Below are 13,999 nucleotides of genomic sequence, written 5' to 3'. Positions count from 1 at the left end.
GCCGCCGTGAAGCAGTTGCGGCATGTCGAGAGGGGAGGCATTATTGTGACAGGTGCGGGCATAACTCCATCCCGGAAGTTTATTGAGGAAGTCGAAACAAGATCGGCACAGCCGGTAAGCCTGTGCTACCAGTGCAAGAAATGCGCCGGCGGATGCCCGATGAGCTTTGCGATGAAACCCTATAACTGCGATCTGCTGAAACTGATCAAACTCGGCGAAAAAGAAGCGGTGCTGAGAAGCAACACCATCTGGCTCTGTGTCGGCTGCAAGACCTGCGGGGCGAGGTGTCCCAACGGTATCGACATTTCAAAAATCAACGACACCCTGCGGGAGATGGCGCTGGCATGCGGTATAAAGGCCGGCGAACCCCGGACGGCGGCGTTTCACGCCTCCTTCCTGGCCACCGTCAAAACCTTCGGACGCTCCTACGAGGCCGGTACCATCGGCCTGTTCAAGCTCAAAACGGCTTCTTACGCCCAGGACCTCGGGCTGGGGCTCAAATTCCTGGCCAAAAACAAGCTGAAACTGCTGCCCGACAGCATCAAGAGGGCGGGGGAAATAAAACGGATCTTCCGTAAGGCCAAGGAGGCGGGCCAATGAAAGCGACTTATTATCCGGGCTGCTCCCTCCACTCGACCGCTGCCGAATACCACGACTCAATCAGCTTTGTCTGCAAGACCCTCGGCGTGGAACTGGTTGAACTGGACGACTGGAACTGCTGCGGAGCCTCATGCGCCCACGCCACCAACCACTATCTGGCCACGGCTCTTCCCCTGCGCAACCTTATAATCGCGGAGCAGGCCGGCAACGATGTCATCGCGCCCTGCGCTGCCTGCTACAATATGCTCAGAGCCGCCGACCGCGCCGTTCGCGCACAGGACTGTCAGGCCGCCAAGATTAACGACGACCTCGAAGAAATCATCGGAGCGCGGTACGGCGCGACCATCGAGACCAGACACCCCCTCGAAGTCTTCGGCAGCCGGGAGATGCTGCAGCGTATCGGAGCAGCGACTCTCCGTCCGCTCAAAGGTTTACGGGTGGTGACATATTACGGCTGCCTGCTTACGCGGCCGAAAGACGTAGTTGCTTTCGACAACCCCGAACACCCGGTGAAGATGGATAAACTGCTCACCGCTCTCGGCGCCGAAGTGAAACGGTGGTCGTACAAGACCGAATGCTGCGGCGGCGCTTTGGCGCTTTCACGGACCGACGCGGTGGCCGCCCTGGTCGCCAAGCTGGTCACCGAAGCCGGGCGGGCGGGTGCTCAGGCCATTGTGTCCGCATGCCCCCTGTGCCAGGTCAATCTCGACACGCGCCAGACCCAAGTCGTCCACCCCATGCCCATATTTTACTTCACCGAACTCATGGGCCTGGCGTTCGGCGCCGTAGGGGCAGACCGGTGGCTGCGCAAGCATATCATCGACCCCGCCCCGGTATTGGCGGCGCTGGCGAAAGGGGAGTGACACTCATGGCAAACAACGAACCTATAGGCTCCGTTCTCGTGCTGGGCGGCGGCATCGCCGGCATGCAATCGGCTCTCGACCTGGCGGGCGGCGGTTATCTCGTCCACATGGTGACCGACGAACCTTCCATCGGCGGGAAAATGGCCCAGCTCGACAAAACCTTCCCGACCAACGAATGCTCGATGTGTCTCCTCGGGCCCAAGATGAGCGACTGCCTGAGCCACCCCAACATCATTATCCACACCAACTCCCGGCTGGAGAACCTTGCCGGGGAAGCCGGACGGTTCACCGCCAGGGTGCGCAAGAACGCCAGATATGTCGACATCGACGAATGCACGGCCTGCGGCGACTGCGCCGAAGCCTGCCCGGTAGAAGTCAAGGATCGCTTCAACCAGGGGATGGGCACCCGGAAGGCGGTATACAAACTATTCCCGCAATCGGTGCCCAACCGGTATATGATCGACAAGCGCGGCACCCCGCCGTGCCGTCAGACCTGTCCGGCGGGCACCAACGTCCAGGGCTATGTCGCCCTGGTTTCCCAGGGGAAATTCGCCGAAGCCCTTGAGGTCATTCATCGCCGGCTGCCCTTTGCCGGCATCTGCGGCCGCATCTGCCACCACCCCTGCGAAGCGGAGTGCAATCGCGGGGAAATCGACGAACCGCTCGCCATTGCCACCATTAAACGGGCGGCGGCCGACTACGGCTGGGATGATTTTGCCGCAACCGAAACGCCGGCCCTCGTCCCGACCCGTAAAGAACGGGTGGCAATCGTCGGTGGCGGTCCGGCCGGGATGACGGCCGCCTACGATCTCGTTGCCAAAGGTTACCAAGTAACTATCTTCGAAGCCTTGCCCAGCCCGGGCGGCTGGCTCAAGTACGGCATCCCCCGCTACCGGCTGCCGGAGGAAATCGTCCAGCGGGAAATCGACAACCTGCTAAAGCACGGTATCGAAGTGCGCACAAACACCCGGGTAGGCACCGACATCACCATGGAGGAAATAAAATCCCGGTACGATGCCGTCCTTGTCGCTGCCGGCGTGCAAAAAAGCCGCGACCTGCCCGTCGAAGGCGCCAGGTTGTCCGGCGTTCTGCCCGGTGTGGGCTTCCTGCGTGACATCAAGCTGGGCCTCGATCCCCGGGTCGGCAAGAAAGTCGTTGTCATCGGCGGCGGCAACGTGGCCATGGATGTGGCCCGGTCGGCGCTGCGCCAGGGCGGGGCGGAGGTACATGTAGCCTGTCTGGAATCCCGGGACGAGATGCCGGCCCATGCCTGGGAGATCGAAGAAGCCGAGGAGGAAGGGGTAGTCCTTCACCCCGGCTGGGGTCCCAAACGGATCGCCGGCGGCGGGGCCGAAAGGGTAAGTGCTGTTGAATTCAGGGCCTGTACCGCGGTTTTCGACACCGACAAGCGTTTCAACCCCCGGTATGACGAAACGCGGACAATGGTCCTTGACGCCGACACGGTCATCATGGCTGTCGGCCAGGCGGCAGACCTCGAGTTTCTCCGCGGCCAGGACGCCGTAGTGACGGCCCGGGGCATCATCGCCGCCGACCCGGTCACCAAAGCGACCGGCGACGCCCGGATCTTCGCCTGTGGCGATGTCGCGCACGGTCCGGCCTCGGTAATCGAGGCGGTGGCCAGCGCCCACGAAGCCGCAGAATCAATCGACAGGTACCTAAACGGCCTCCCTGTCGAAGCCGGGCGCGAGAAGCCTTCCCGGGACAACCTGGGCCGTCCGGAGGATACGCCCGTTCATCCCGCTGCCCGTCACCCGCAGCGTTTCGCCTCCGCGCCGGACCGCGCCGGCGATTACCGGGAAGTCGCGCTGGGCATGACCAGGGAAGAGGCTATGGCGGAGGCGGAACGCTGCCTTAACTGCGGCGTCTGCTCCGAATGTCTCCAGTGTGAGAAAGCCTGTAAAAAGCAGGTTATCCGCCACGCCGACGCCGACAAGGCGCTCGAGCTCCCGGTCGGCGCCGTCGTGCTTGCTCCGGGCTTCGATATATATGACGCAAAGCTAAAGGGCGAGTACGGCTACGGCGAATACCAAAACGTTATCAGCAGCCTCGAATTCGAGCGGCTGCTGTCGTCCACAGGGCCGACCACCGGCCATATCCTGCGGCCGTCGGACCATATCGCCCCCAAGAAAGTGGCTTTTATCCAATGCGTCGGTTCGCGTGAATGCGCCGACGGAGGGGCCGAGTACTGCTCCTCCATCTGCTGCATGTATTCCACCAAGGAAGCGCTCATCGCCCGCGAACATGACGCCGGCATCGAGCCGACCATCTTTTACCTTGATATGCGGTCCTATGGCAAGAACTTCGACAAATACGTCGAAGCCGCCCGGCAGGGTGGCGTCCGCTATGTACGGGCCATGATTTCCGCCGTCAAGGAAGACCCGGTAACCAATAACCTGTTCATCAAATACATCGACGAAGCCGGAGAAATCGTCGCGGAGGAATTCGACCTCGTCGTGCTGGCGGTCGGTGTCCTTCCGCCCAAGCAGGCGGCTGAACTTATGGCCATCGTTGGTATTGAAGCCAACCCTTACGGCTTTGCCGCCACCGCGCCCTTCAGCCCCACGGAAACCACCCGCGCCGGCATATACGTCGCCGGAGCCTTCCAGGGGCCGCGGGACATCCCCGAAACGGTCGTGAACGCCAGCGCGGCCGCCGCCAAGGCGGGTGAGCTCCTGGCCGCCGCCCGCAACACCCTGACGCGGGAAAAAGTCTATCCGCCGGAGCGGGAAGTAAGCGGACAGGAACCGCGGATCGGCGTGTTTATCTGCCAGTGCGGCATCAACATCGCCTCGGTGGTAAACGTCCCCGAGGTTGTCGCCTACGCGCAAAAGCTGCCCGGAGTCATCCATTGCCAGGATAATCTCTACACCTGCTCCCAGGATACCCTGAAACGGATGAAGGAGATAATCGAAGAAAAGCAGCTCAACCGGGTAGTGGTGGCTTCCTGCACCATGAGGACCCACCAGCCGCTTTTCCGCGAGATGATGCGGGAGGCCGGCCTCAACCAATTTTACTTCGAAATGGCCAACATCCGCGACCAGTGCTCGTGGGTCCACCGCGGCGAGCCGGAAAACGCCACCGAGAAGGCCAAGGACCTTGCCAGGATGGCGGTTGCCAAAGTCAGGCACCATGAGCCGCTTCATCTGCATTCAGTCCCGGTCGAGCATTCTCTCCTGGTCATCGGCGGCGGAGTCGCCGGGATGACCGCCGCGCTTACGGCCGCCCGTCAGGGCTTTGCCGCCTGCATCGTCGAGAAGGGGGCCGAGCTGGGGGGCCACGCCCGGGAAGTGATGCTGGATTTCGCGGGCAACGACGTCCAGGCCTGCCTGCGCCAGTTGGCCGCCGACGTGGGCAGCCACCCGCTGGTCAGGGTCCATACCGGCTGCGAGGTTGTTAACTTCTCCGGTCATGCCGGACAATTCAGCACTACGATCCGCAACTCGCGGTCAGGGGCGGAAACCAAGATCGACCACGGCGCCTTGATAGTCGCCACCGGCGTCCGGGAACAGCCTCCGGTCGGTTATCTGTACGGTGAAGACCCCCGGGTTGTCACCACCACCGCTTTCGAAAAGATGGTTGCAGCCGGCCAGCCGCTGGCCGCCGAACGGATCGTCATGATCCAATGCGCCGGCTCCCGCACCGACGAACTGAAATACTGCAGCCGCACCTGCTGCGGCCAAGCCTTGAAGAACGCTGTCGCCCTCAAAGAGCGGCAGCCCGACACCGACATCTACATTCTCTACCGGGACATCCGCACCTACGGCTTCATGGAAAAGCTTTACAAGGAAGCCCGCGCCAAAGGCATCCGCTTTGTCCTCTACACGCCGGACCGTAGGCCTGTTGTCACCAGGGACGGCGACGGCCTTCGCTGCGATTTCTATGAACCCAGCCTGAAAACCGTTATTTCCGTGAACCCCGGACTGGTTGTGCTGGCACCGGGTACGGTTCCTTCCGATACGTCACGGAGCCTCGGCATGCTGCTGAAGGTACCGGTAAACGAAGACGGCTTCTTCGTCGAAACCCATGCCAAACTTGGGCCGATCGATTTTCCCTCCCAGGGCATCTACCTTTGCGGCGGAGCCCATTCGCCCAAATCGGTCGACGAAGCCATCTGCCAGGCCCAGGGCGCGGCGGCCCGCGCCGCCACCATCCTGACTCAGGACAATCTGATGGCCGGCGGGGTGGTAGCCAGCGTCGACCAGGAGAAATGCGCCGCCTGCCTGACCTGCGTCCGCGTCTGCCCCTACAGCGTGCCGCGCATCGACGCCTCAGGGAAGGCCTATATCGAGCCCGTCCAGTGCCACGGCTGCGGAAGCTGCGCCGGGGAATGCCCCAACAAAGCCATCGAGCTTCAGCACTACAAAGACCACCAGGTGCTTGAAAAGATTCGCGGCCTGTTCAGGGAGGAATCGCCATGAATGCTTTCGAACCGAGGATAATCGCCTTCTGCTGCTACTACTGCGCCTATTCGGCCGCCGACCTGGCCGGTTCCATGCGGCTGCAGTATCCGGCCAACATCCGGATGATCGAGTTGCCCTGCTCCGGCAAGATCGAGCACAATATGCTGCTCACCGCCTTCGAGGAAGGCGCCGATGGCGTATACGTCGCCGGCTGCATGGAGGGCGACTGCCATTTTCTCAAAGGCAATGTCAGAGCCCGCAAGCGGGTGGAATACGTAAAAAAACTGCTTGACGAACTGGGCATCGGCGGCGACCGTCTGGAAATGTACAACCTGTCGAGCTCGATGGGACCGCGGTTCGCTGAAATCGCCCGCGAGATGACCGAACGCATCCGCGCTTTGGGTCCCAGCCCCCTGAACAAGGCTTCTACCCGGATAAAGAAAGATGGTGAAAGAGCATGATTGTCGCCGAACAAAAGCCGTTGGCCGAGATAGCGGAAAACATCATGGAAGCCCAAAAGGTGCTGGTGGTGGGCTGCGGGGGCTGCGTGACCGTATGCCTGTCCGGCGGCCAAAAAGAAGTTGACATCCTGGCCACCAGCCTGCGCATTCTGCGGAAAAAAGAGGGCAAGCCCATCGATACGGCGACCGAAACGCTGGAGCGGCAGTGCGACAAAGAATATGTCGACAAACTTGCCGAAAAAATTCAGGCCGCTGACTGCGTTGTTTCACTGGCCTGCGGAGTGGGCGTTCAGTACCTGTCCGAGCGGTATCCTGACAAATGCGTCGTCCCGGCCCAGAACACGAAATTTATCGGCGGCACCACCGAGCACGGCGTCTGGGAGGAGCGCTGCGGCCTATGCGGCGAGTGCATCCTGGCCCGTACCGGCGGCATCTGCCCGATCATCCGTTGCTCCAAGAGCATTCTCAACGGTCCTTGCGGCGGTTCGCAGGACGGCAAGTGCGAAGTAAACCCGGACGTGCCGTGCGCCTGGACGCTCATCTATGAAAAGCTTAAGCGGCAGGGGAGGGAAGACGCCATTTACGAGGTCTTTCCGGTGAAGGACTGGTCGAAATCCCGCGACGGCGGTCCCCGCAAGTACGTAAGGGAGGATGTGCTCCTATGAGCGAACCGGCAAAACAAGACGGGGAATTCACAACGGAAAGCAAACTGGAAAGGCTGTTCGCCAGGGGCGAATTTGTCGTCACCTCGGAAATCGGCCCGCAAAAAGGCGCCTCGGCGGAGAGCGTCATCCATCACACCGAGCAGTCAAAAGCCTACTGCGACGGCTTCAACATTACCGACAACCAAAGCGCCGTCGTCAGGCTGTCCAGCATCGCCGCCGCGGTGCACATTATGCGGCACGGCGGCAATCCCGTTATACAGATGACCTGCCGCGACCGGAACAGAATCGCCATCCAGAGCGACCTTCTTGGGGCTTACAGCCTCGGGGTCCGTGATGTACTCTGCCTGAGCGGCGACCATCAATCCTTCGGCAATCATCCGACCGCCAGGAACGTATTCGATATCGATTCCATCCAGCTTATCGCCCTCGTCAAGATGATGCGCGACGAAAGGCGGCTGCTCTGCGGCGATGAGTTGAAAACCGAACCCCGGTTCTATATCGGCGCAGTCGAAAGCCCGACCGGCGACCCCGTCGAACTCAGGGTTATGCGGCTGGCCAAAAAGGTCCGGGCCGGGGCCCAGTTCATTCAAACCCAGGCTGTCTTCGACGTGGAAAAATTCGCCGCATGGATGGACCTCGTCCGTAACTCCGGACTTGATCAGCGAGTTAACATCATGGCCGGGGTCATACCCGTCAAATCGGTCCGGGCCCTCAGGTACATGAAGGATAATGTCGCCGGCATCAGCGTTCCCGACGAACTGGTCGACAGGATGGCCAACGCGGAAAACCCGCAGGAAGAAGGCAAAACGATCGCCGTTGAACTTATTGCTCAACTGCGACGCATAGCCGGCGTGAAGGGCATACACATCATGCCGGTGGGCTGGGAAGACGTCCTGCCGGAGATTGTGACCCGCGCCGGTTTGCAGCTGCGGCCCGTTGCCGACTGACCGTTCTGGCTTAAGGGAAGCGATATCATGCTAATCAAGGCTGGATTGCTGCTTGACGGCAGCGGCGCGCCACCGTGCTACGATCGCTTTATTGCCGTGGAAAACGGCAAAATCGCCGCCGTGGGCGGCGAAGATGACTTTGCCGTCGAGCAGGTCGAACGAGCGGTGGACTACTCGCCGTACACAGTGCTGCCCGGCCTGATCGACTGCCATGTCCATTTATTCCTGGAAGGCATCGCCGACATGGAGACACGCCGGTGCCGCTGGCGGGAAGGGCGGGAAATCATGCTGTTCCGGGCCGCCCGGAACCTCGAACTGACTCTCCGCAAGGGAGTCACCACCGTCAGGGATTTAGGCGGTCCCTATGGCATCGCGACAACCTTAAAACAAGCTGTCGGCAAAAAGGTACTACCCGGACCGCGGGTACTTACCTGCCACCGGTCGATTTCCGTCCCCGGCGGCCATTTTCACTACGCCGGCGGCCGGGAGGCGTCCGGCCCGGAGGAAATAGCCAAGGCTGTCCGCGAGCAGACTGAAGCGGGTGCGGACTGCGTTAAGCTTATGGCTACGGGGCTGGTGGACTTCCGAACCGGAAAGGCCGGCGCTCCTGAGTTGACCAAGGAAGACATCGAGTCGGCGGTGGCGGAGGCGCGGCGTGTCGGCAGCTCGGTCAGCGTTCACGCCAACGGCGCTGACGGTGTGCAAAGGGCGCTGATCGCCCAAGCGGATACCATCGAGCACGGCATTCTGATGGGCGAAAAGACGCTTGATCTCTTTGACGGAAGTTCGGCCTACTGGGTGCCGACGCTTTCGCCTTTACGGCAAATGCTCGCATGCGGTCCGGCTAATCCTGCCCAGCCCGAAGTCGGCCTGGAACGGATATACAGCGGACATTGCGCGCTGGTCAGGCGGGGCATCGATGCCGGCGCCGACATAATTGCCGGCACGGATGCCGGGTCCTTGGGCGTGGCCCACGGCGAAGTCTGGCAGGAACTCGCCCTTTTCACCGCATTGGGCATGTCGCCCCCGGACGCGGTGCAAGCCGCCACCGGCAGGGCCGCAAAAGCCATCGGGGTAAGCGATGTCACCGGCACCGTCGAGCCGGGAAAAAATGCCGACCTGCTGGTTGTGCGCGGCAACCCGCTCAGAAACATGAGCTTTTTGCGTAATGTCATCCAGGTTTACAAAGACGGCGAAAGTATTTTGTCAGCCGCACGACAGAATCAGGAAAAAAGGCGATGAAAAAGATGGCGCTCGTTTTAGGCGGAGGGGATGCGGGGGTTCATGTGGCAATGCAATTGGCGGACCGGGGACATTTGGTGACACTTGTTCCGTTTTCGCCGTCCGCCACGGCGGCGGCTGCCTTTCAGGAGCTGCGCCATCCCAATATCCATACGTTTGCGCAGGCCGAGCTGATCAGCCTCCGGGGTGGGGTCGGCAATTTCACAGCCCATATCGGGCCAGCTACGCCGGTACGACCAATAGTTCAAATAAGGGCGGGAGCGATAATCCTGACAACTGAAAGCGAACAGGCGGCCGCCTTGCCCCGGATCGCCGCGTTACTGGGCATCGCGCTGAACGACTATGGATCAGTGGCAACCAATCAATTCTGCCCCGTCTTGACCAGCCGTGAAGGCATTTTTGTCGTGGACGGAGGCAAAAGGCCGGCAAATCCGGCCGATTATTTGGCGATGGCTGACAAAGCTGCGACGATGGCGGCCTGTGTATTGGAAGCGTCGGAAGGTGAAGCGCCCCCGCCAGCGGCTATGTCCGGGATCCGCGAGATTTCGCTCTGACCGGTGCAGTAGCTAAAACCTATCCTGGGGTCGCCAAGAACGGTAATGTGGTTTATGGGATGCGGGAGGGATTAATATGGAAACCCCCGAAGAGGGAAATCTCGCCGAGATCGCAAAACTTGAAAAAAGAATTTGCACAATGGAGGCAATGATTGTTCAACTGTTTCGTCTTTATAATGACCTCGCGCTTAGTTTGGCGGAAGAAAAGCTGAAGCAGCCGCCCGGTAGTGGCGAGCCGGCACAAGGCGCGACTGTTCGCAGCCGTGTAAAATGCCAAAATCCTTGAGGGAAGCATTCAGCCTGACGGATCAAACATTATCAAAACTTAAAAGCCCGGCACCAACCGCGAATGTGGAGCTTGCTTGGGCTTGGCAGCAACGCCAAAGAAAGAGGGGTTCGAAACTCCTCTTTCTTAATTTGGAATGCTTGTTGATAGGGTGATGGAACTTAACATTGATAGCTACCTTGATGCATGATTTGAATATATTCAAATCGGGAGCGGTCCGACTGATGCCGGAACGTTTCTGACCGAGCGGATGACGCGGTCTTTTACATAATAATTGGTTTTCGTAGCCCGAAGGGAACAGCGTTACCGGTGGCCGGAAGGCGCTTTTTACCGGCGGAAATATTGCGCGGCATCCGCAAGGGGGCGCCGCGTTATTGTTTGTGTGGGGGTTATCGATGAACGACCTGAAGGTTACGTTACTCGCCAACGCGGGAATATTGCTGCGTTATAAGAACACAAAACTGTTGCTGGACGGTATCCATGAGAGCGCGCCGGGCATGTTCAGCGGGTTGTCGGAACGGTTGCTCGCCGAACTGCTGGCGGGCGGTGGTCCGTTGTTCCGGAATATCGACTACGTTTTATTCACCCATTGCCACCCCGACCATTTTACCGCCTGGTGCACGGAAGCGTTCCTCGAAAACAATCGGGTAAAAGGGTTGCTTATGCCGGACCGCCAGACGGCGGACCTTGTTTCGCTGCGGCAGGCGGCCCTGCGCCGGGCGGAACGGACCTGGCTGCTCGACCTTCCGCTCGGGGTCAGGGAGACGATTCCGCTTCAGGAGGACATTTCCCTGACGGTATTCCGGTCACATCATGCGGGCAAGCAATACGCCGAGATCGAGAATTTTTGTTACCTGCTCGACTTCGCCGGGCGGAAGGTATTCATCATCGGCGACGGCGACTACGACGCCGCGTATTTCGCCCGGATGCTCGCGGGGGAAACAATCGAAACGGCGTTTGTAAACCCGCTGTTCATCAACTTGGCCGAGGGCCGCGAAGTGCTTGCCCAAGCTGTAAAGCCGGCAAGGGTAGTCGTATACCATATCCCGTTCGTCGACAGGGATAAGGGGTTTCGGCGGCTGGTAAGGCGGGATATCGAGAAATATCAGAACAGCTTGCCGCCGCTGGCCGTCCTCTGGGATGAACTTCAGGAAATGACTTTATGAGTACCGGTTGTTATTCAGCGCCGACAATCTGGCCAGAGGCCGATAAAACGATTTCACGGATTCCCCTCCCTGGGTTGTCTATTCGTATCTGAGCGCCTCGATCGGGTCGAGCAGCGCCGCCTTGCGGGCCGGGTACAGGCCGAAGAAGAGGCCGATCGACACCGACACGCCAAACGCTGCCATGATCGCCCCCCAGGAGATTACCGCGTTCCAGCCGGCGAAACCCGAGACCACCTTCGCCCCGGCCACGCCCAGGAGGATGCCGGTCAGGCCGCCGGATACACTGATGACGACCGCCTCGATGAGGAACTGCATGAGGATATTGGCGAAGGTGGCGCCCAGGGCTTTGCGGATGCCGATTTCCCGCGTTCGCTCGGTCACCGAGACGAGCATGATATTCATTATGCCGATACCGCCGACGACGAGGGATATGGCGGCGATGCCGCCGAGGAAAGCGGTGATGTTGCCGGTGGTTTCCTGCATCGTGCTCATAAGGGCGGCCAGGTTGCGTACGGTGAAATCGTCCTCCGCACCGGCCGGCAGGCGGTGGCGCGTCCGCAGCAGGGTGGTTATGGCCGCCTGCGCCTTGTCGAGCACCTTGTCGCTTTCCACCTGCACGCTGATGTTATGCAGGTAGGTTATGCCCAGCAGGCGTTCCTGCGCGGTCGTCAGCGGCACGAGCACGATATCGTCCTGATCCTGGCCCATCGATGACTGGCCTTTGCTCGCCAGCACGCCGATCACCCGGAACGGGGCCTGGGCGATGCGGATAGTCTTGCCGACAGGACTGGCGCTGCCGAACAGGTTGGCGGCCACCGTCTGCCCGAGGACTGCGACCCGGGCGCGAGTACTCTCGTCGCCGCTGGCGAAGAACTTGCCGGCGGCGATTTTGTAGCTGCGAACGGCGAGGAATTCGCCGGTCGTGCCCTGGACCTTGGTCTTCCAATTCTGATTGCCGAAAACGACCTGGTAGGAATCGGCGACCGAGGGCGCGATGTATCTGATGCCGCCGATCTCGCGGGCGATGGCTTTGGCGTCCTGGTTGGTCAGCGTGATGTTGGAGCCTGACGCCATCCTGACGCTGCCGGGCGCTTGGGCCGCCCCCGGCGTTATGACGAGCAGGCTGCTGCCCAGACTGGCGATCGAACTCTGCACCTTCTGCTGCATGCCGAGGCCGAGCGACACCATCGTTATCACGGCTGAGACGCCGATGATAATCCCCAGCATGGTGAGGAGGGAGCGGAGCTTGTTCGCCTTCAGCCCCTCGAGGGCAATAAGGATGCTTTCCCAGAGCATTTCTCCACCTCCTCCCCGGTTTCGTCGCCCGCGACCAGGCCGTCCTTGACCTGGATTATCCGGTGGGCATAGGCGGCGATATCGTGTTCGCGGGTGACGATAATGACCGTCCGTCCCTGGGCGTTCAGCCGGAAGAATACCTCCATGATTTATCTGGTGTCGAGGTGCTGCGCAGCTTTTTCCTGGCGGCCTTCAGCTCCATCTCGGCGTACACCATCGGCAGCGCGACATTGTGAAGGGCCGACATGCGGAGCAGCAGGTTGAAGTTTCGACAAAGCGCTAGCCATGGCGTCATCCTGCTCCGGGTTAGAAGGGCGGCGGCGGCCCTTGGTTCTTGCTGCTTGTCGTGCGCGGCTTCTCGGTCGGTAATACGACCTGCTCGCCTTCGCTGAGCCCGCTTACTATTTCGATATTTTCGTCGCCGCTCAGGCCGGCCTGGACGGTTTTGCTCAGCTCTTGGCCGCCGGCCATGACCTGCACGTATTTTTCGCCTTTCTCTTCCTTGACGGCGGACAAAGGCACGACGAGGACGTTTTTGCTTTCGCCGACATTGATGGCCACCCTGGCGGTCATCGTGGGGAAGAGCAGGTCCTGGGGCGTGTTGACCGCTACATACACCGGATAGTAGATGACGTTCGACGAGGTTGTGGCGCTGCGCGAAATACTGGTAACCTTCCCGGTGAAGGTTTTGTCGGCGTAGGCGTCGACGGTGAAGGAGACCTGCTGGCCCGCCTTGATTTTGCCAATGTCCGTCTCATCCACGAGAACCTTGATCTCCATCTTGGCCAGATCGGCGATCGTCATAAGCACCTGGGCGGCCGAGATGCCCTGCACGACCGTCTGGCCGGCCGGGGTGGGCGTGCCGACCACCATGCCGTCGATCGGCGAGGTTATCACGTAATAACCGAGCTGGGTGACGAAATTTTCGTAATTGGCCTTCGCCACAAGGTGGTTGGTCCGGTCCGAATCGAGCTGCTGGGCCGATTCACCGCCGATGGCGTACAGCTTTCTGCTCCGTTCGTAGACGGCGGCGTAATTGGCCGCCTGGGCGCGGTACTGCTCGACCTGCGCCCGGACGCTCGTATCGTCGAGGATCGCCAGCACCTGGCCGGCTTTGACAAGGTCGTTCTCCTTGACCTTGACCTCGCTGATCAGTCCCGTCACCCGCGAACTGATGTCAACCGAATTCAAAGCCTTAAGGGTGCCGGTGGCCGCCACCACCGACCGGATGTCGCCCCGTTCGACCACGGCCGTGGTGACGGCGGCGACGGGGGTGGAGCTCTTCTGATAATAGAACGCGCCGCCCGCCGCGGCGGCAGCCAGGGCGAGCAGGCCCGCCAGCCACCACCTGTAGCGCCGGAAAGTCGTTGTCATTGTCTGCATATGTCAAACCTCTCCTGTGGAAATTCATCCTGACATTCTCTATTATGCCTGCCGATTGTTACAGTCTTGTCACAGGAGATTGTCGTTTTCTTATAATTTCCTTGGAAAGGGGCGG

Annotated in this window: 13 protein-coding genes; 10 read left to right on the top strand and 3 right to left on the bottom strand. The window is 60.5% G+C overall.

Going from position 1 to position 13,999, the window contains the following annotated elements; genetic code table 11:
* Positions 1-45 precede the first annotated feature (45 nt).
* The 10 genes from Q4T40_15065 to Q4T40_15020 all read left to right on the top strand — a co-directional run bounded on the left by Q4T40_15065 (position 46) and on the right by Q4T40_15020 (position 11,205).
* Positions 46-600 (top strand): 4Fe-4S dicluster domain-containing protein, encoded by a 555-nt coding sequence (locus Q4T40_15065; GenBank protein MDT8902568.1) that lies wholly within the window; start codon positions 46-48, stop codon positions 598-600.
* Positions 597-1,463 (top strand): CoB--CoM heterodisulfide reductase iron-sulfur subunit B family protein, encoded by an 867-nt coding sequence (locus Q4T40_15060; protein MDT8902567.1) that lies wholly within the window; start codon positions 597-599, stop codon positions 1,461-1,463. The genes Q4T40_15065 and Q4T40_15060 overlap by 4 nt, the downstream gene beginning before the upstream one ends.
* Positions 1,464-1,468: 5 nt before the next feature.
* Positions 1,469-5,902 (top strand): FAD-dependent oxidoreductase, encoded by a 4,434-nt coding sequence (locus Q4T40_15055; GenBank protein MDT8902566.1) that lies wholly within the window; start codon positions 1,469-1,471, stop codon positions 5,900-5,902.
* On the top strand, positions 5,899-6,345 hold the full coding sequence (locus tag Q4T40_15050; protein ID MDT8902565.1) for a hydrogenase iron-sulfur subunit: 447 nt from the start codon (positions 5,899-5,901) through the stop codon (positions 6,343-6,345). The genes Q4T40_15055 and Q4T40_15050 overlap by 4 nt, the downstream gene beginning before the upstream one ends.
* On the top strand, positions 6,342-7,010 hold the full coding sequence (locus tag Q4T40_15045) for a methylenetetrahydrofolate reductase C-terminal domain-containing protein (protein ID MDT8902564.1): 669 nt from the start codon (positions 6,342-6,344) through the stop codon (positions 7,008-7,010). The genes Q4T40_15050 and Q4T40_15045 overlap by 4 nt, the downstream gene beginning before the upstream one ends.
* Positions 7,007-7,957, top strand: coding sequence for a methylenetetrahydrofolate reductase (locus Q4T40_15040; GenBank protein MDT8902563.1), 951 nt, complete (start codon positions 7,007-7,009; stop codon positions 7,955-7,957). Before Q4T40_15045 ends, Q4T40_15040 begins: the two co-directional genes overlap by 4 nt.
* Positions 7,958-7,984: 27 nt before the next feature.
* Positions 7,985-9,199 (top strand): amidohydrolase family protein, encoded by a 1,215-nt coding sequence (locus tag Q4T40_15035; protein MDT8902562.1) that lies wholly within the window; start codon positions 7,985-7,987, stop codon positions 9,197-9,199.
* On the top strand, positions 9,196-9,753 hold the full coding sequence (locus Q4T40_15030) for a hypothetical protein (protein MDT8902561.1): 558 nt from the start codon (positions 9,196-9,198) through the stop codon (positions 9,751-9,753). Before Q4T40_15035 ends, Q4T40_15030 begins: the two co-directional genes overlap by 4 nt.
* 76 nt (positions 9,754-9,829) lie before the next feature.
* Entirely contained in the window at positions 9,830-10,039 is a 210-nt protein-coding gene (locus Q4T40_15025; protein ID MDT8902560.1) for a hypothetical protein, read from the top strand.
* Between the two features lie 395 nt (positions 10,040-10,434).
* Positions 10,435-11,205, top strand: a complete 771-nt coding sequence (locus tag Q4T40_15020; protein ID MDT8902559.1) for an MBL fold metallo-hydrolase — start codon at positions 10,435-10,437, stop codon at positions 11,203-11,205.
* Between the two features lie 78 nt (positions 11,206-11,283).
* On the opposite strand, the gene Q4T40_15015 is transcribed toward Q4T40_15020, so the two are convergent.
* From Q4T40_15015 to Q4T40_15005, 3 genes are all read right to left on the bottom strand, one after another.
* Positions 11,284-12,501 (bottom strand): ABC transporter permease, encoded by a 1,218-nt coding sequence (locus tag Q4T40_15015; protein ID MDT8902558.1) that lies wholly within the window; start codon positions 12,499-12,501, stop codon positions 11,284-11,286.
* Entirely contained in the window at positions 12,462-12,647 is a 186-nt protein-coding gene (locus tag Q4T40_15010; GenBank protein ID MDT8902557.1) for a hypothetical protein, read from the bottom strand. The genes Q4T40_15015 and Q4T40_15010 overlap by 40 nt, the downstream gene beginning before the upstream one ends.
* 160 nt (positions 12,648-12,807) lie before the next feature.
* Positions 12,808-13,884, bottom strand: coding sequence for an efflux RND transporter periplasmic adaptor subunit (locus tag Q4T40_15005; GenBank protein ID MDT8902556.1), 1,077 nt, complete (start codon positions 13,882-13,884; stop codon positions 12,808-12,810).
* Positions 13,885-13,999: the final 115 nt, after the last annotated feature.

Source organism: Selenomonadales bacterium 4137-cl (genome assembly GCA_032334055.1).
In the GTDB taxonomy this organism is placed as follows: domain Bacteria; phylum Bacillota; class Negativicutes; order Sporomusales; family UBA7701; genus Anaeroselena; species Anaeroselena agilis.
The sequence above is the reverse complement of the archived record's forward strand: the minus strand, read 5'-3'. Positions and strand labels throughout refer to the sequence as shown.

What these genes read in the sequence shown, in the direction of transcription:
- Q4T40_15060 (MDT8902567.1), top strand. Translation starts at nt 597, where the DNA reads ATGAAAGCGACTTATTATCCGGGCTGCTCCCTCCACTCGACCGCTGCC.
- Q4T40_15055 (MDT8902566.1), top strand. Translation starts at nt 1,469, where the DNA reads ATGGCAAACAACGAACCTATAGGCTCCGTTCTCGTGCTGGGCGGCGGC.
- Q4T40_15050 (MDT8902565.1), top strand. Translation starts at nt 5,899, where the DNA reads ATGAATGCTTTCGAACCGAGGATAATCGCCTTCTGCTGCTACTACTGC.
- Q4T40_15045 (MDT8902564.1), top strand. Translation starts at nt 6,342, where the DNA reads ATGATTGTCGCCGAACAAAAGCCGTTGGCCGAGATAGCGGAAAACATC.
- Q4T40_15040 (MDT8902563.1), top strand. Translation starts at nt 7,007, where the DNA reads ATGAGCGAACCGGCAAAACAAGACGGGGAATTCACAACGGAAAGCAAA.
- Q4T40_15035 (MDT8902562.1), top strand. Translation starts at nt 7,985, where the DNA reads ATGCTAATCAAGGCTGGATTGCTGCTTGACGGCAGCGGCGCGCCACCG.
- Q4T40_15030 (MDT8902561.1), top strand. Translation starts at nt 9,196, where the DNA reads ATGAAAAAGATGGCGCTCGTTTTAGGCGGAGGGGATGCGGGGGTTCAT.
- Q4T40_15025 (MDT8902560.1), top strand. Translation starts at nt 9,830, where the DNA reads ATGGAAACCCCCGAAGAGGGAAATCTCGCCGAGATCGCAAAACTTGAA.
- Q4T40_15020 (MDT8902559.1), top strand. Translation starts at nt 10,435, where the DNA reads ATGAACGACCTGAAGGTTACGTTACTCGCCAACGCGGGAATATTGCTG.
- Q4T40_15015 (MDT8902558.1), bottom strand. Translation starts at nt 12,501, where the DNA reads ATGCTCTGGGAAAGCATCCTTATTGCCCTCGAGGGGCTGAAGGCGAAC.
- Q4T40_15010 (MDT8902557.1), bottom strand. Translation starts at nt 12,647, where the DNA reads ATGGAGGTATTCTTCCGGCTGAACGCCCAGGGACGGACGGTCATTATC.
- Q4T40_15005 (MDT8902556.1), bottom strand. Translation starts at nt 13,884, where the DNA reads ATGCAGACAATGACAACGACTTTCCGGCGCTACAGGTGGTGGCTGGCG.